The organism is Streptomyces yangpuensis (assembly GCF_001005295.1).
Lineage (GTDB): Bacteria > Actinomycetota > Actinomycetes > Streptomycetales > Streptomycetaceae > Streptomyces > Streptomyces yangpuensis.
The window spans coordinates 908,985-924,713 of record NZ_LBMK01000002.1; the positions used below are offsets into that span (position 1 = coordinate 908,985).

The window sequence follows — 15,729 nt, forward strand, 5'->3', positions numbered from 1 at the left end:
GCACGGCATGCGCCCGCCCTGGCCGGAGCCGCAGAGCCCGCCGCCGACCCAGCCTCGCCGGCGCGTGAGGCCCAGGTCCCGGGGCGGAGCGCCGAGTTGTGGGCCCGCGCCCGGCCGCGGCGGCGGAGCTCGGAGCTTTGGGCCTGCGCGCGGCTGCGGCGGTGGAGCCCGGGGTTTCGGGTCTGCGCCCGGCCGCGGCGGCGGAGCCCCGCATTCCGCCGAGCCCGCCACGGGCGACAATGGCCCGGTGCTCCACGATCTCTTCCCGCCGGGGGTCCAGCATGCCCTGGACCTCGCCGGCATCTTCGTCTTCGCCACCTCCGGCGCGCTGCTCGCCGTCCGCAAGAACTTCGACGTCTTCGGCATCGCCGTCCTCGCCCTCGTCACGGCCCTCGGCGGCGGCCTCTTCCGCGACCTCGTCATCGGCGCGGTCCCGCCGGCTGCCTTCGGTGAGCTGAGCTTCTTCGTCACCCCGCTCATCGCCGCCGCGTTCGTCTTCTTCCTGCACCCCGAGGTCCAGCGGATCAACCGGGCCATCAACGTCTTCGACGCCGCCGGCCTCGCGCTGTTCTGCGTCACCGGCACGACCAAGGCCTACGAGTACGGCCTCGGCCTGACCGCGTCCGCCGCGCTGGGCCTCGCCACGGCCGTCGGCGGCGGCGTCCTGCGCGACGTCCTGGTCAACGAGGTGCCCTCGCTGCTGCGCGACCGCGAGATGTACGCCGTGCCCGCCACCGTCGGCGCCGCGATGGTCGCCGTCTCCATCGCCCTGGAGTCGCTCAACGCGATCACCACCGCCCTGGCGATCGTCACCACCTTCGTCCTGAGGCTGCTCGCCATGCGCTACCACTGGCGGGCGCCGCTGGCCTGGAACCGGCGATCCTCGGTGGCCGAAGAGCCGTAACAGGAGAAAGCTACCGCTTAGTAGTAAGCGGGTGTACCGTCGTTCCATGTCATATGCAGCTGCCCAGGCATCCATTGGCGACAGCGAGTTCGACCGCGACACCGCCATCACCGAACGCGCGGACGAGCCCGGCGTCTACGACGCGGAGCTCTCCGCCGGCTGGACGATCATCGCCGCCGTCAACGGCGGCTACCTGCTCGCCCTGGTCGGCCGGGCCCTGGCGGCGGCCCTACCGCACCCGGACCCCTTCACGGTGTCCGCGCACTACCTGACCTCCTCCGTGCCCGGCCCCGCCGTGATCCGCACCGAGGTCGTCCGGGTCGGCCGCACCCTCTCCACCGGCCAGGCGTCGCTCTTCCAGTACGACGAGCACGGGAACGAGGTCGAGCGCATCCGCGTCCTCGCCTCCTACGGCGACCTCGCCTCCCTGCCCGACGACGTGCGGACGGTCGCCGTGCCGCCGCTCATGCCCTCCTACGAGAACTGCATCGGCTCCGAGGCCGGCCCCGCGCCGATCCCCGGCAGCTCCGCCATCGTGGACCGGCTCCGGCTCCGGCTGGACCCGGCGACGGCGGGCTGGGCCGTCGGCGCCCCCTCCGGCAAGGGCGAGATGCGGGCCTGGTTCGAGCTGGCCGACGGCCGCGACGCCGACCCGCTCTCCCTGCTCCTCGCGGTGGACGCGCTGCCGCCGACCGCCTTCGACCTCGGTCTGGTGGCCTGGACCCCGACCGTGGAGCTCACCACGCACATCCGCCGCCGCCCGGCCCCGGGCCCGCTGCGGATCTCCATCACCACGCGCAACCTGGCCGGCGGCTTCCTGGAGGAGGACGCCGAGGTCTGGGACTCCACCGACCACCTCGTCGCCCAGTCCCGCCAGCTGGCGCGCGCCCTGCGCATGTGACGAGCCGCCCGGCCGGGGAGCTGCGGGTGCGGGCACGAGCCCCGCGCCCCGGCCGGATCGGGGTCCCGCCGGGCGGAAGGGCGAGGGCGGGCCCCTAGAATCGGGGGATCATGGCCTACCTCGACCACGCCGCCACCACCCCCATGCTGCCGGAGGCCGCCGCGGCGATGACCGCGCAGTTCGCCGCCACGGGGAACGCCTCCTCCCTGCACGCCGCCGGCCGCCGGGCCCGCCGTACCGTCGAGGAGGCCCGCGAGGCCTTCGCCGAGGCGATCGGTGCCCGCCCCAGCGAGGTGGTCTTCACCGCGGGCGGCACGGAGGCCGACAACCTCGCCGTCAAGGGCCTCTACTGGGCCCGGCGCGACGCGGACCCCGCGCGGACCCGGATCATCGCCAGCCCCGTCGAACACCACGCCGTGCTCGACGCCGTGCACTGGCTCGCCGAGCACGAGGGCGCCCGGGTCGACTACCTGCCCGTGGACCGCTACGGACGCGTCCACCCCGACGCCTTCCGCGAAGCCGTCGAGCGCAACCCCGACGACGTCGCCCTGGCCACCGTCATGTGGGCCAACAACGAGATCGGCACCGTCATGCCGGTCCGCGAACTGGCCGCCATCGCCCGCGAGGCGGGCATCCCGCTGCACTCCGACGCCGTCCAGGCCTTCGGGCAGCTCGACGTCCACTTCGGCGACAGCGGACTCGCCGCCATGACCGTCAGCGGCCACAAGATCGGCGGCCCCTACGGCATCGGAGCGCTGCTTCTCGGCCGCGACCAGAGCCCCGTACCCGTCCTGCACGGCGGCGGCCAGGAGCGGCACGTCCGCTCCGGCACCCTCGACGTGCCCGCCATCGCCGCCTTCGCGGTGGCCGCGGTCCTCGCCGCCGAGCGGCGCGAGCAGTTCGCCACCCAGATCGGCTCCCTGCGCGACGAACTGGTCGCCGCCGTCCTGGCCGCCGTGCCCGACGCCGTCCTCGGAGGAGACCCGGAAGAGCGGCTTCCGGCCAATGCGCACTTCAGCTTCCCCGGCTGCGAGGGCGACTCCCTGCTGCTCCTGCTCGACGCCCAGGGCATCGAGTGCTCCACCGGCTCGGCCTGCACCGCGGGCGTCGCGCAGCCGAGCCACGTCCTGCTGGCGGCCGGCACCGACCCGCAGCTGGCCCGCGGCACCCTGCGCTTCTCCCTCGGCCACACCTCCACCAAGGAGGACGTCGCCGCCCTGGCCGCCGCCATCGGCCCGGCCGTCGAACGCGCCCGGACGGCAGGCCTCAGCTGAGCGTCCGGGAGGCTCGGACCGTGTCCTTCGGATCAGGCCGAAGCGGCCAGGGCCTCCCGGACCATGCGTATGTAGCGGTCCCAGTCCCAGTGGTCGCCCGGGTCCGTGTGATCGGCGCCGGGTACCTCGGAGTGCCCGACGATGTGCGTGCGGTCGGGCCGTATGTCGTACCGGCGGCAGATGCCGGCCGCCAGCCGCGCCGATGCCGTGTACATGGCGTCCGTGAAGTCCTTCGGCCGGTCCACGAAACCGACATGCTCGATGCCGACGCTGCGCTCGTTCATCGAGCGGTTCCCCGCGTGGAAGGCCACGTCCAGCTCGCGCACCATCTGCTCCACATGCCCGTCGCCGCGGACTATGTAGTGCGCCGACGCCTTGTGCCAGGGGTTCTTGAAAGCGTCCACCGAAGACTGGAAGCCGCCCTGTGTGACATGCACGACGATCCGGTCCACCCGGTAGTCGTCGGGCCGGTCCGCCATCCGCCAGTTAGCCGGGGAGGCCGCGGTCCAGCCCGCCCCCGCGTGGTCGATCTCGCCCTCCTTGCGCGGCTTGGCCACGCCCGGCAGCAGCCAGTACCCGCGCCGGATTTCGTCCCGGCCGGCGACCGCCCCCGCCGCGACGATGCCCAGCCCGCCGAGCAGCACCGCCCTGCGCGTCCGACCCGGCTTCGATCTCTTGTTGCCCTGCTCGGTCATGTGATCCACCCCCCTTGACCCGATAACGCGCTGTGACCCCGCTCGGTTCCCCCGTACCCTGGACGGTGCTATGACTGAGAACCTGCCGCGCACCGACCGCCCCCTTCGCGTCCTGGCCGCCATGTCCGGCGGAGTGGACTCCGCCGTCGCCGCCGCCCGCGCCGTCGAAGCCGGGCACGACGTGACCGGCGTCCACCTCGCGCTCTCCGCGAACCCGCAGTCCTTCCGGACCGGCGCCCGTGGCTGCTGCACCATCGAGGACTCCCGCGACGCCCGCCGCGCCGCCGACGTCATCGGCATCCCCTTCTACGTCTGGGACCTCGCCGAGCGCTTCCGTGAGGACGTCGTCGAGGACTTCATCTCCGAGTACGAGGCCGGGCGCACCCCGAACCCCTGCCTGCGCTGCAACGAGAAGATCAAGTTCGCCGCGCTGCTCGACAAGGCCCTCGCCCTCGGCTTCGACGCCGTCTGCACCGGCCACTACGCCACCGTCGTGCTCAAGGAGGACGGCTCCCGCGAGCTGCACCGCGCCTCCGACATGGCCAAGGACCAGTCCTACGTCCTCGGCGTCCTCGACGAGAAGCAGCTCGCCCACGCCCTCTTCCCGCTCGGCGACACCCTCACCACCAAGGAAGAGATCCGCGCCGAGGCGGAGCAGCGCGGCCTGGCCGTCGCGAAGAAGCCCGACAGCCACGACATCTGCTTCATCGCCGACGGCGACACCCAGGGCTTCCTCGCCGACCGCCTCGGCAAGGCCGAGGGCGACATCGTCGACGAGGCGACCGGCGAGAAGGTCGGCACGCACGAGGGCGCCTTCGGCTTCACCATCGGCCAGCGCAAGGGCCTGCGGATCGGCCACCCCGCCCCCGACGGCAAGCCGCGCTACGTCCTCGACATCTCCCCGGTGAACAACACCGTCACCGTGGGCCCCGTCGAGGCCCTCGACGTCAGCGCCCTCACCGCGATCCGTCCCCGCTGGTGCGGCGGCGAGGCCGCCGCCCCGGGCACCTACACCGCGCAGCTGCGCGCCCACGGCGGCGAGACCGAGGTCTTCGCCGAGGTCGTGGACGGCGAGCTGCGCGTCTCCTTCACCGAGCCCGTCCGCGGTGTGGCCCCCGGCCAGGCGATCGTGCTCTACGACGGCACCCGCGTGGTCGGCTCCGCCACCATCGCGACCACCACGCGGGCCGCCGCCGCCGTCTGACGGGCCCCGGTCAGACCACCGTCAGGACGATCTTGCCGGTGGTCCGGCCCTGCTCGCCGATCTCGTGGGCCCGCGCGGCGTCCGCCAGCGGCAGCACCGTCTCGACCAGCGGCTTCAGCAGGCCCTTGTCCGCGAGGTCGGCGATCGCCTCCAGACCCTTCAGGTCCGGGTCGACCAGGACCCAGGACGCGTTCACCCCGTCGGCGCCGGCCGGGACGGAGTCCGGGCCGGGCAGCGAGACCAGGTGGCCGCCAGACCTGAGCACCTTCAGGCTGCGCTCGGCGGTGTCCCCGCCCAGCGCGTCCAGGACGACGTCGACGTCCGAGACCGCCTCGGCGAAGTCCACCGAGCGGTAGTCGATCAGCTCGTCGGCGCCCAGCCCGTGCAGCACGTCGTGCTTGGCGGCGCTGGCGGTGCCGATCACGTACGCGCCGCGGGCCTTGGCGATCTGCACCGCCAGGTGCCCCACGCCGCCGGCCGCCGCGTGCACGAGCACCCGCTGCCCGGCCGTGACGCCGGCCGTGTCCACCAGCGCCTGCCAGGCGGTGAGCGCCGCCAGCGGCAGCGCCGCCGCCTGCACGTGGTCGAGGGAGGCGGGCTTGCGGGCGAAGTGCCGCGCCGGGGCCGCCACGTACTCCGCGTAGCCGCCCGCCTGGCGCGGGAAGTGCGGCATGCCGTACACCTCGTCGCCGGGGGCGTAGAGGGTCACACCGGGGCCGACCGCCTCGACGGTGCCCGAGACGTCCCAGCCCACGATCGGGGTCTCGCCCCAGGCGATCAGGGCGCCGCTGGCGCGGGTCTTCCAGTCGACCGGGTTGACGCCCGCCGCGTGGACCCGGACGAGGACCTCGCCCAGCCCCGGCTCCGGTCGCTCGATCTCCCGCTCGACCAGGTTCTCCGGGCCGCCCCACTCGTTGACGACGATCGCGCGCATCTCAGTCCGCCTCATTCCGTTCGTTTGCGTCCGATACCGGGCCGTTTCCCGGCGACGTGTCCCAGACTCGGGCACCGCGCACCCGCATGGTGTTGGCCGTTTGGCCACTATGTGACAGGATCTGGCCATGGGTGACCTGCGCGAGAACCACGAGCACGCCGAGGACAGGACCCGCCCCGGGAACGGCACGGACGGCCGGCACCTGGTCGCGGTGCTGGCCCTGCCAGGCTTCCCCCCGTTCGAGCTGGGCATACCCTCCCGGGTCTTCGGCAGCGCCGTGGACGACGACGGCGAAGCCCTGTACGAGGTCGTCGTCTGCACCGCCGACGGCGCCCCCGTGGCCAGCGACTCCGGGTTCACCCTCCAGCCCGCCGCCGGCCCCGAGGCCCTCGCCGCCGCCGACACCGTGATCGTCCCGCCCACCCACGCCATGCCCGAGCTCGCCCGCGGCGGGCCGCTGCCACCCGCGGTTGCCGAGGCCATCGCGGGCATCCGCCCCGGCACCCGCCTGGTGTCGATCTGCTCCGGCTCCTACGTGCTCGCCGCCGCCGGACTCCTCGACGACCGCCCCGCGACCACCCACTGGAACCTCGCCGACGAGTTCCGCCGCGCCTACCCCCGGGTCCGCATCGACGAGGACGTCCTGTTCGTCGACGACGGCGACGTCCTGACCTCGGCCGGAGTCTCCGCCGGAGTCGACCTGTGCCTCCACCTGATCCGCCGCGACCACGGCGTCGCCGTCACCAACCGGGCCGCCCGCATGTGCGTCGTACCGCCCTGGCGCGACGGCGGGCAGGCCCAGTTCATCGACCGGCCCGTCCCCGAGCCCACCGTCGCCACCACCACCGCCACCCGCGCCTGGGCCCTGGAACGCCTCGCCGAACCGGTCAGCCTCGCCGAGCTCGCCGCCCACGCCCGGATGAGCCTGCGCACCTTCACCCGGCGCTTCCGCGACGAGGTGGGCATGACCCCCGTGCAATGGCTCACCGCCCAGCGCCTGGAGACGGCCCGTCACCTGCTCGAATCCAGCGACCTCCCGGTCGACCTCGTCGCCCACCGGTCCGGCTTCGGCTCCGCGGGCTCCCTGCGCCAGCACATGCGCGCCTCCCTCGGCGTCTCCCCGATCGCCTACCGCCGCACCTTCCAGCCCGCCGCCCCGGCATGACCCCGGAGGTAATCGCCACCCCGGTCGCGCGCTGACAGGATCGGACCGACGGCCCGCACCGGCGGACCGGCCGGCATCGACAGGGGAGAAGACCATGACCGCGTACGCCATCGCCCACCTCCGCCCCGAGACGATGAACGAGGACGTCCTCAGCTACATCGAGGCCATCCAGCCGACGATGGACCCCTTCGGCGGCCGCTTCCTCGTGCACGGCAAGGAGGTCGAGGTCCTGGAGGGCCCCTTCCCCGGCACCGTCGTCGTCATCGGCTTCCCCGACATCGAGCGGGCCCGCGCCTGGTACGCCTCCGACGCCTACCAGGCCATCCTCCCGCTGCGGACGGACCACATAGCCGGCGAGGCCGTCCTGGTCGAGGGCGTCCCCGCCGACTACGACGCCACACAGACGGCGGCCCGCCTGCGCGCCGAAGCCGGCCTCTGATGGGCAACCGGGCCGTCTTCGTGATCGCGGGCCCGGAGGGGTACGAGCGCCGGTCCTCCTCCTTCGGAGCCGTCGGCCTCGATCTCGACCCGCTCGGCGGCCCGGAGGCGGTCCTGCCCTTCGTACTCGGCCACCGGCTCGAGGAAGGCCCCTGGTACGACGACGACATGTGCGAAGTGGGCGCCCTGATCGATCCCGCCCGCAAGCTGCTCCTGGTCTTCGCCCAGGAAGGCCCGTCGGTGGCCATGCGCACCCGCGCCGCCTGGTTGCGCATGCCCGGCCCCGCCTGGCCCGGATGGGAGGTCCGCTGGACGTACGACGGCCAGAGCGGCCTGCGCACCCACCTCGGCCTGGACCCGGGGCACGTACCCGGCACCGTGTACCCCGGCACGGCCCTGGAGGCCGACGAGGAGGAACTGGCCGACCCCGACCCGATGGCCGCCGTCGTCACGGTCGGATCCGGCCGCTGCCACGTCCTCGCCCACATCGCCGACCACCCCGTCGCCGAAGGCCCGGCGCTCCTCGAACGGCTCGCGGACGCCCCCGCCCCCACCGGGTACGCGGGGCGTGCCGAGGCCGGCATCCACCTCGACCCCGCGGCCCGCAGGGTCGGGTGGTGGCTGACCGGCATCGTGCCCCACGCCGGACGCATGGCCGCGCGCCGGCCCGGCTGGACCGTGGAGTTCTGGGCCGACCGCTGGGAGGAGCACGAACGGGCCTCCGGCGGCCGCTTCGCCCCGCCCGCGCCGGACCGTGCCGCCGCGCCGGCCGACGTACGGGCGCAGGCGCTCCGGCGGTGGGCCGGGCCGCGGGCGGACGTGCGGGCACGGCTCGTCGCCGCGCTCCCGCACGCCACGATCGGCCGGGGCTTCGCCCCCGCCGTCACGGCGGAGCAGGCGGCTGCCGCCCGCTCCGCCGTGGAGCGGGCCTACGCGGCGGCCGTCGGGATCTGACCGCGACCTTCCGGCCCCCGCGCCCGCGTGCCCCCGCCCCCACCCCCGTGCCCCCGCGCCCGCGCGCCCGCGGGACGGCCGTCGGTGCCGGCTTCCCGCCCGCCGTCGCCTGCCCGGCGGGCGGCCGGGCGCGGGCCGTCGTCGTACGGTCCCGGCGGGCCGCCGCGGCAGGCCGAGCCGCCCGGCCCGGCCCCGGGGCCGGGACCCCGGGGCTTCCCCCTCCCCGCCGCGCCGGACCTGCGAGCATGGGCCCCATGGCTACTCACCTGATCACCGGCGCCGGTTCCGGCATCGGCGCCGCCGTCGCGACCCGCCTGCACGCCCGCGGTGACGACCTCGTCCTCCTGGCCCGCGACGCCGCCCGCGGCAAGCAGCTCGTCGAGCGCTACCCCGGCTCCCGGGCCCTCGTGGGCGACCTCGCCGACCCCGACCGGCTCTCCTGGGCCTTCTCCAAGCAGGCGATCCCCGAGCGCATCGACTCGCTCCTGCACATCGCCGGGATCGTGGACCTCGGACCGGTGGGCGAGCTCCGCCCCAAGACCTGGCACCAGCAGCTCAACGTGAACCTGATCGCTCCCGCCGAGGTGACCCGGCTGCTGCTGCCCACCCTGCGCGCCTCCAAGGCCACCGTCGTCTTCGTCAACTCCGGTGCCGGCCTGACCGCCCACGCCGACTGGAGCGCGTACGCCGCCTCCAAGCACGGCCTGAAGGCCCTCGCCGACTCGCTGCGCGCCGAGGAGCGGGCCAACGGCGTACGCGTCACCTCCGTCTACCCGGGCCGCACCGCCAGCCCCATGCAGGCCAAGGTGCACTCCCAGGAGGGCAGGGAGTACGACCCCGCCGCCTGGATCGACCCCGAGTCGGTGGCGACCACCATCGTCATGGCCGTCGACCTGCCCCGTGACGCCGAGGTCAACGACCTGTCCGTGAGGCCCGGCCGATGAGCGCAGGCGCGACCGGCGTCGGCTCGCTGCCCGGCGGCGACGCCCGCGAGGCCGCCAAGACGGCGACCGGCTCCTTCGAGGACTTCCCGTACCTGCCCGAACTGCCGGCCCGCGGGCCCGGCGCGGACATGATCGGCCGCTCGACCGGGCTGCTCGTCGACATGTACGCGCACGTGGAGCCCAGCGGCTGGCGGATCAGCGACCGGCCCGGGCGCGACACCCGCCGGGCCCGGTCCTGGCTCGGCGAGGACCTGGACGCCCTGGAGGAGTTCACCCAGGGCTACACCGGCAGGCTCAAGGTCCAGGCCGTCGGCCCGTGGACGCTGGCCGCCGCCCTGGAACTGCACGGCGGCGAGGCGATGCTGCAGGACGCCGGCGCCTGCCGGGACCTGGCCGGATCGCTCGCCGAGGGCCTGCGCGACCACCTGGCCGATGTGCGCAGGCGGATCCCCGGCGCCGACATCGTGCTCCAGCTCGACGAGCCGTCCCTGACCGCCGTACTGCTCGGCCGGGTCCGCTCCGCCAGCGGCTACCGCACCTACCGCGCCGTGGACCGGCAGGTCGTCGAGGGCACGCTGCGCGAGGTGTTCGCCGTCCACGACGGCGAGGTGATCGTCCACTCCTGCGCTCCCGAGGTCCCCTTCGGCCTGCTGCGGCGGGCCGGTGCCACGGGGGTGTCGTTCGATTTCTCCCTGCTCACGGAGCGCGAGGACGACGCCATCGGGGAGGCCGTCGAAGGCGGCACGAAGCTGTTCGCCGGAGTGGTGCCGGGCACCGACGGCCCGTTGTCGGACCCGGGCGGTAGCGTCATGGGTGTCAGGAAGCTCTGGCGCAGGCTGGGACTGGCCCCGGGGACTCTCGCGGAGTCCGTCGTGGTCACCCCCTCGTGCGGTCTCGCGGGTGCCTCGCCCGCCTACGCCCGCGCGGTGCAGGCGCATTGCGTCAGAGCGGCGAGGTCGCTCGCCGACAACCCTGAGTGACGGTCGGGACGGGCCACGGGAGGACACGGCATGGCAGCCGAACAGCAGGACACGGCAGTACCGGCGGCGGTGCGCGAACAGCACCAGCTGCTGGCCGAACAGGTCGAGGAGCACCGCTTCCGGTACTACGTGAACGACCAGCCGGTCGTCAGCGACGCCGAGTTCGACCAGCTGCTGCGTTCGCTGGAGGCGCTGGAGGAGCAGTACCCGGAGCTGCGCACGCCCGACTCGCCCACCCAGAAGGTGGCCGGGGCGTACCAGACGGACTTCGCATCCGTCGAGCACCGCGAGCGCATGCTCTCCCTCGACAACGCCTTCGACGACGAGGAACTGTCCGCCTGGGCCGAGCGGGTGGCCCGGGACACGGGCACCTCCGCCTACCACTACCTGTGCGAGCTGAAGGTGGACGGCCTCGCCGTCAACCTCACCTACGAGAACGGCCGCCTCACCCGGGCGGCCACCCGCGGCGACGGCCGCACCGGTGAGGACATCACGCCCAACGTCCGCACCATCGCCGAGATCCCGGACCGGCTCTCGGGCGACCGGATCCCGGCGCTCGTGGAGATCCGCGGCGAGGTCTACTTCCCGATGGAGAAGTTCGAGGAGCTCAACGCGAGACTCGTCGAGGCGGAGGGCAAGCCCTTCGCCAACCCGCGCAACGCCGCGGCGGGATCGCTGCGCCAGAAGGACCCGAAGGTCACCGCGAGCCGCCCGCTGCACATGGTCGTCCACGGCATCGGCGCCCGCGAGGGCTTCGAGATCGAGCGCCAGTCGCAGGCGTACGAGCTGCTGCGCGAGTGGGGCCTGCCCACCGCCCGGCACAACAAGGTGGTCTCCTCGCTCGCCGAGGTCCGGGCGTTCATCACGGAGTTCGGGGAGAACCGGCACTCCGTGGAGCACGAGATCGACGGCGTCGTCGTCAAGCTCGACGAGATCGCCCTCCAGGGCCGCCTCGGCTCCACCGCCCGCGCCCCGCGCTGGGCCATCGCCTGGAAGTACGCGCCCGAAGAGGTCAACACCAAGCTGATCGACATCAAGGTCGGCGTCGGCCGCACCGGGCGCGTGACCCCGTACGCCCAGGTGGAGCCGGTCACGGTGGCGGGCTCCGAGGTCGAGTTCGCGACCCTGCACAACCAGGAGGTCGTCAAGGCCAAGGGCGTCCTCATCGGGGACACCGTGGTCCTGCGCAAGGCCGGTGACGTCATCCCCGAGATCCTCGGCCCGGTCGTCGACCTGCGGGACGGCACCGAGCGGGAGTTCGAGATGCCGGCCGAGTGCCCCGCCTGCGGGACCGCCCTGCGGCCCATGAAGGAAGGGGACATCGACGTCCGCTGCCCCAACGGGCAGACCTGCCCCGCCCAGTTGCGCGAGCGGCTCTTCTACCTGGCCGGCCGGCAGTCCCTGGACATCGAGAACTTCGGCATGGTCGCGGCGGCCGCGCTGACCGGCCCGCTGGAGCCTGCCGAGCCGCCCCTGCTCGACGAGGGCGACCTCTTCGCCCTGACCATCGAGCAACTGCTGCCCATCAAGGCGTACGTCCTGGACCAGGACAGCGGACTGCCCAAGCGCGACCCGAAGACGGGCGAGGAGAAGATCGTCACGGTCTTCGCCAACCAGAAGGGCGAGCCGAAGAAGAACGCCCTGGCGATGCTGGAGAACATCGCGGCCGCCAAGGAGCGGCCGCTCGCCCGCATCATCAACGGCCTGTCCATCCGCCATGTCGGACCGGTCGCGGCCGAGGCCCTCGCCCGCGAGTTCCGGTCCATCGCCGCCATCGAGGCGGCGACCGAGGAGCAGCTGACCGCCACCGACGGGGTCGGGGCGATCATCGCCGCCTCCCTCAAGGAGTGGTTCGCGGTCGACTGGCACCAGGAGATCCTGCGCAAGTGGCGGGAGGCCGGGGTGCGCATGGAGGAGGAAGGTTCCGCCGAGGACGAGGGGCCGCGGCCCCTGGAGGGGCTGACCGTGGTCGTCACCGGCACTTTGCAGAACCACACCCGGGACGGCGCCAAGGAGGCCCTGCAGAGCCGCGGCGCCAAGGTGACCGGATCCGTCTCCAAGAAGACCTCCTTCGTCGTGGTCGGCGACAACCCCGGCTCGAAGTACGACAAGGCCGTCCAGTTGAAGCTCTCCATCCTCGACGACGCCGGCTTCGCCGTGCTGCTGGAGCAGGGCCCGGACGCGGCGCGCGAGGCCGCGCTCCCGGTGGACGGCGCGGCCGAAGGCGAGTAGGACCGAAGGGGGAATCCCCGAAGGGGAGTAGCGAAGGCGAACGGATGCGTGGCGTGCGGCTGTACGGGCGGGCGCACGCCAGGCGCGGCGGACGGTGGTAAACGGCCGGTACAAGGCTGGTCGCAGGGCGGCGACCTGTCGGATCATCGGACGGGTGGCAGGGGGCCCCGGTCCAAACTCACCCGTTCGGCGGATACCGTACTGATGAGGATGGCTGGGGCGCATTCGGGCAACCACTGCCGACCGCTGCCCCTGGAAGCCTCCCGCGTCCTACTGTTGAGGGGTGCGCCTGTCGTGCGCGGCTGCAGGACGCGATGTCCGGCCGTGGTGGCACGACATCGGGGCCATCGCGTGACATCGGCATCGCCGGCTGTGAGAGGTACGGGCATGAAACCCACCGAAAGCGCCGACCCGTCACCTGAATTCGGCGGGGACATCCCGTCCATGCGGGCGGGCAGGCTCGGTGTCCTGGGTGCCAGGACACCGGAGACCCGACCGGTCGACACCGGTGAGGGCGGGCAGGGGCGGCGCGGCGTGCTGCCCTTCCTCGTCGTGGGTCTCGCGGTCGCGGTCCTCACCACCGGCATCGCGTCCGCCCTGAGCGGCCGTCACGCGCTGTTCCCCGGCGGGCCCGTCGGCTGGGCGCTGGCCCTCCTCACCGGCATCATCGTCGGCCACCTGGTCGCCCTCGGCCGGGACCGCTGGTGGGGCGGCACCGGATCGGGCGCCGCGCTCACCCTCGGCGTGCTCATCCTCTACGGCTGGGTGCCCGCCGGACTGGTCTCGCTGGCCGTGGTCTCCCTGGTCGGGGCGGCGCGCCGGCACCGCTGGCGCCAGGGACTGCTCCACGGCTCCGTCGACATCCTCGGCATCGGAGCCGCCGCCCTCGTGCTCGCCGCCTTCGGCGAGACACCCACCGTCGAGACGCCCTGGCTGCCCGCCGTCTGGGGGCTGGAAGCCGTCCCCGAGATCGTCCTCGTCGCCGTCACCTACCTGCTCGCCACCCGCTTCCTGCTCTGGATCGCGCTCGCCCCACGCGGCGGCGGGCTGCCCACCGTCGCCCGGACCGCCCTGCTCCGACAGGCCTTAGTCGCGGTCGCGCTGCTCGGCATCGCCCCCCTCATCTGTGTGGTCGCGGTCACCCAGCCGGTGCTGCTGCCGCTCTTCGCCGTCCCCCTGATCGCACTGGACTCCACCCTCTGGATCGCCCGGGCCCGCGCCGAGGAGCAGCTGCGGGACCCGCTGACCGGCCTGCCGAACCGGCAGTGGCTGCTGGAACGGGCCTGGTCCGCCCTGGACGAGGCTGAACGTTTGGGCACCCGGTCGGCGCTCGTGCTCATCGACCTGGACCGCTTCCGGGCCGTCAACGACACCCTCGGTCACCTGGCGGGCGACCGGCTGCTCCTGCAGATCGCCGACCGGCTGCGCCAGGCCCTGCCCGAGGAGGCCGAGGCCGCGCGCCTGGGCGGCGACGAGTTCGCCGTACTGCTCCCCGTCGCCGACTCCACCACCAGCGCCCAGCGCGTCGCCCGCCACCTGGTCGCGGCGCTCAGCTCCCCGCTCGACCTGGACGGACTCACGCTCGTCCTGGAGGCCAGCGCCGGCCTCGCCGTCTTCCCCGACCACGCCCTGGACGCGGAGGGGCTGCTGCGGCGCGCGGACGTGGCGATGTACCAGGCCAAGCGGGACCGTACGGGCGTGGAGGTGTACGAGTCCAAGCGCGACAGCAACACCCCCGACCGCCTGGGTCTCCTCGGTGACCTGCGCCGGGCCCTCGACGCCGGCGAGGTGGAACTCCACTACCAGCCGAAGGTCCGCTTCGACGGACAGGTCGCGGGGCTCGAGGCGCTCGTGCGATGGGTCCACCCGGAACGCGGCCGGGTCCCCCCGGACGAGTTCATCGCCATCGCCGAGACCTCCGGGCTGATGCCGCACCTGACCGAGTACGTGCTGGAGACCGCCCTGGCCCAGGTGGCCCGCTGGCGCGCCCAGGGCCTGAAGGTCCCCGTCGCCGTCAACGTCTCCCCGCGCGACGTCCACACCCCCGGCTTCGCCGGAGCGGTGGCCGCGCGACTGGCCCGCCACGGGGTCCCGGCGAGCGGCCTGCAGCTGGAGATAACGGAACACGTCCTGCTGGAGGACCCCCAGCGGGCGGCGGACACCATGGCCGGCCTCACCGGGCACGGCGTGAAGATGTCCCTGGACGACTTCGGCACCGGCTACTCCTCCCTCGTCCACCTGCGCCGCCTGCCGGTCAGCGAGCTGAAGATCGACCGCTCGTTCGTAGGCCGGCTCGCGGTCGACACGCAGGACGCGGAGATCGTCCGCTGCACCGTGGACCTCGCGCACTCGCTCGGCCTGCTCGTCGTGGCCGAGGGCGTCGAGGACGACGAGACCTGGGAGCGGCTGCGGGACCTGGGCTGCGACGCCGTGCAGGGGTGGCTGGTGGCAGCAGCGATGCCGCCGCAGGAGGCCACCGCCTGGCTGCTGGCCCGCGGCGAGCGCGGCTGGCGCCGCCCGGCGGACATCACGGCGGAGCTGGCGGCGGCCGAGGCCGACGCGGTCTGACCGCCGCCGGCCCGTCGGCGCGCGCCGACGGCCGTTCGGTAGCGCCGTCGGCCGTTCGGTGAGCGGCGCCGGCGATCGGGGCGCCGGTCCGGCGGAGCCGCACAGGGACCCGTGAGCCGGGCCCGCGCCCGGACCCGCACGGCGGCCCGGGCCAAACCGTTTCGCAGGCCGAGCGCCCGGACCCATAGGATTGGGTCCGAAACGAAACATCCACCCACCCCCAGAGGATCGCTGCATGCCTGGCATTACGCGCGAGGAGGTCGTCCACCTCGCACGGCTGGCGCGCCTTGAGCTGTCCAGCAACGAGCTGGATCACTTCGCCGGACAGCTCGACGACATCATCGGCGCGGTCGCCCGTGTCTCCGAGGTCGCCGACCAAGACGTCCCGCCGACCTCCCACCCGCTGCCGCTGACGAACGTCATGCGCGCGGACGAGGTCCGTCCGTCGCTCACCCCCGAGCAGGCGCTCTCCGGTGCTCCCGCCCAGGAGCAGCAGCGTTTCAAGGTGCCGCAGATCCTGGGGGAGGACTAACAGC

General features: G+C 73.7%; 14 protein-coding genes. 12 read left to right on the top strand and 2 right to left on the bottom strand.

The window, feature by feature from the left end:
* Nucleotides 1–247 precede the first annotated feature (247 nt).
* The 3 genes from AAT21_RS09465 (at nt 248) to AAT21_RS09475 (ending at nt 3,079) form a co-directional block, all read left to right on the top strand.
* Entirely contained in the window at nt 248–904 is a 657-nt protein-coding gene (locus AAT21_RS09465; protein WP_046776240.1) for a trimeric intracellular cation channel family protein, read from the top strand.
* 46 nt (nt 905–950) lie between these two features.
* Entirely contained in the window at nt 951–1,805 is an 855-nt protein-coding gene (locus AAT21_RS09470; protein WP_046777202.1) for a thioesterase family protein, read from the top strand.
* A gap of 110 nt (nt 1,806–1,915) precedes the next feature.
* Entirely contained in the window at nt 1,916–3,079 is a 1,164-nt protein-coding gene (locus tag AAT21_RS09475) for a cysteine desulfurase family protein (RefSeq protein ID WP_046776241.1), read from the top strand.
* Between the two features lie 32 nt (nt 3,080–3,111).
* On the opposite strand, the gene AAT21_RS09480 is transcribed toward AAT21_RS09475, so the two are convergent.
* On the bottom strand, nt 3,112–3,774 hold the full coding sequence (locus AAT21_RS09480) for an N-acetylmuramoyl-L-alanine amidase (RefSeq protein ID WP_052757702.1): 663 nt from the start codon (nt 3,772–3,774) through the stop codon (nt 3,112–3,114).
* Between the two features lie 70 nt (nt 3,775–3,844).
* Here AAT21_RS09480 and mnmA point away from each other — a divergent pair, with 70 nt between their 5' ends.
* A complete protein-coding gene (gene mnmA / locus AAT21_RS09485) occupies nt 3,845–4,978 on the top strand; it encodes a tRNA 2-thiouridine(34) synthase MnmA (RefSeq protein WP_046776243.1) in 1,134 nt (377 codons plus the stop codon).
* A 10-nt stretch (nt 4,979–4,988) separates the two neighbouring features.
* Here mnmA and AAT21_RS09490 read toward each other — a convergent pair whose 3' ends face one another.
* Nucleotides 4,989–5,912 (bottom strand): NADP-dependent oxidoreductase, encoded by a 924-nt coding sequence (locus AAT21_RS09490; RefSeq protein WP_046776244.1) that lies wholly within the window; start codon nt 5,910–5,912, stop codon nt 4,989–4,991.
* A gap of 127 nt (nt 5,913–6,039) precedes the next feature.
* On the opposite strand from AAT21_RS09490, the gene AAT21_RS09495 reads away from it, so the two are divergent.
* The 8 genes from AAT21_RS09495 to gatC all read left to right on the top strand — a co-directional run bounded on the left by AAT21_RS09495 (nt 6,040) and on the right by gatC (nt 15,725).
* Complete coding sequence (locus tag AAT21_RS09495; RefSeq protein ID WP_107081233.1) at nt 6,040–7,077, top strand: GlxA family transcriptional regulator; 1,038 nt, start codon at nt 6,040–6,042, stop codon at nt 7,075–7,077.
* 94 nt (nt 7,078–7,171) lie between these two features.
* The gene (locus AAT21_RS09500) at nt 7,172–7,516 is read left to right on the top strand and encodes a DUF1330 domain-containing protein (RefSeq protein WP_046776245.1); all 345 of its coding nucleotides are present in this window, start codon (nt 7,172–7,174) and stop codon (nt 7,514–7,516) included.
* Entirely contained in the window at nt 7,516–8,469 is a 954-nt protein-coding gene (locus tag AAT21_RS09505; RefSeq protein ID WP_046776246.1) for a hypothetical protein, read from the top strand. Before AAT21_RS09500 ends, AAT21_RS09505 begins: the two co-directional genes overlap by 1 nt.
* Nucleotides 8,470–8,723: 254 nt before the next feature.
* Nucleotides 8,724–9,413 carry an SDR family oxidoreductase gene (locus AAT21_RS09510; RefSeq protein ID WP_046777204.1) on the top strand — a complete coding sequence of 230 codons (690 nt, stop codon included), beginning with the start codon at nt 8,724–8,726 and terminating at the stop codon, nt 9,411–9,413.
* Nucleotides 9,410–10,393 carry a methionine synthase gene (locus AAT21_RS09515; RefSeq protein WP_046776247.1) on the top strand — a complete coding sequence of 328 codons (984 nt, stop codon included), beginning with the start codon at nt 9,410–9,412 and terminating at the stop codon, nt 10,391–10,393. Before AAT21_RS09510 ends, AAT21_RS09515 begins: the two co-directional genes overlap by 4 nt.
* Nucleotides 10,394–10,423: 30 nt before the next feature.
* Nucleotides 10,424–12,625, top strand: a complete 2,202-nt coding sequence (gene ligA, locus AAT21_RS09520) for an NAD-dependent DNA ligase LigA (RefSeq protein WP_046776248.1) — start codon at nt 10,424–10,426, stop codon at nt 12,623–12,625.
* Nucleotides 12,626–13,012: 387 nt separating this feature from the next.
* Complete coding sequence (locus AAT21_RS09525; protein WP_079025534.1) at nt 13,013–15,193, top strand: putative bifunctional diguanylate cyclase/phosphodiesterase; 2,181 nt, start codon at nt 13,013–13,015, stop codon at nt 15,191–15,193.
* A 235-nt stretch (nt 15,194–15,428) separates the two neighbouring features.
* Entirely contained in the window at nt 15,429–15,725 is a 297-nt protein-coding gene (gene gatC, locus AAT21_RS09530; protein WP_030030671.1) for an Asp-tRNA(Asn)/Glu-tRNA(Gln) amidotransferase subunit GatC, read from the top strand.
* Nucleotides 15,726–15,729: the final 4 nt, after the last annotated feature.

Coding starts and splice junctions, on each gene's coding strand:
- AAT21_RS09470 (WP_046777202.1), top strand. CDS start 951: ATGTCATATGCAGCTGCCCAGGCATCCATTGGCGACAGCGAGTTCGAC.
- AAT21_RS09475 (WP_046776241.1), top strand. CDS start 1,916: ATGGCCTACCTCGACCACGCCGCCACCACCCCCATGCTGCCGGAGGCC.
- AAT21_RS09480 (WP_052757702.1), bottom strand. CDS start 3,774: ATGACCGAGCAGGGCAACAAGAGATCGAAGCCGGGTCGGACGCGCAGG.
- mnmA (WP_046776243.1), top strand. CDS start 3,845: ATGACTGAGAACCTGCCGCGCACCGACCGCCCCCTTCGCGTCCTGGCC.
- AAT21_RS09490 (WP_046776244.1), bottom strand. CDS start 5,912: ATGCGCGCGATCGTCGTCAACGAGTGGGGCGGCCCGGAGAACCTGGTC.
- AAT21_RS09495 (WP_107081233.1), top strand. CDS start 6,040: ATGGGTGACCTGCGCGAGAACCACGAGCACGCCGAGGACAGGACCCGC.
- AAT21_RS09500 (WP_046776245.1), top strand. CDS start 7,172: ATGACCGCGTACGCCATCGCCCACCTCCGCCCCGAGACGATGAACGAG.
- AAT21_RS09505 (WP_046776246.1), top strand. CDS start 7,516: ATGGGCAACCGGGCCGTCTTCGTGATCGCGGGCCCGGAGGGGTACGAG.
- AAT21_RS09510 (WP_046777204.1), top strand. CDS start 8,724: ATGGCTACTCACCTGATCACCGGCGCCGGTTCCGGCATCGGCGCCGCC.
- AAT21_RS09515 (WP_046776247.1), top strand. CDS start 9,410: ATGAGCGCAGGCGCGACCGGCGTCGGCTCGCTGCCCGGCGGCGACGCC.
- ligA (WP_046776248.1), top strand. CDS start 10,424: ATGGCAGCCGAACAGCAGGACACGGCAGTACCGGCGGCGGTGCGCGAA.
- AAT21_RS09525 (WP_079025534.1), top strand. CDS start 13,013: ATGAAACCCACCGAAAGCGCCGACCCGTCACCTGAATTCGGCGGGGAC.
- gatC (WP_030030671.1), top strand. CDS start 15,429: ATGCCTGGCATTACGCGCGAGGAGGTCGTCCACCTCGCACGGCTGGCG.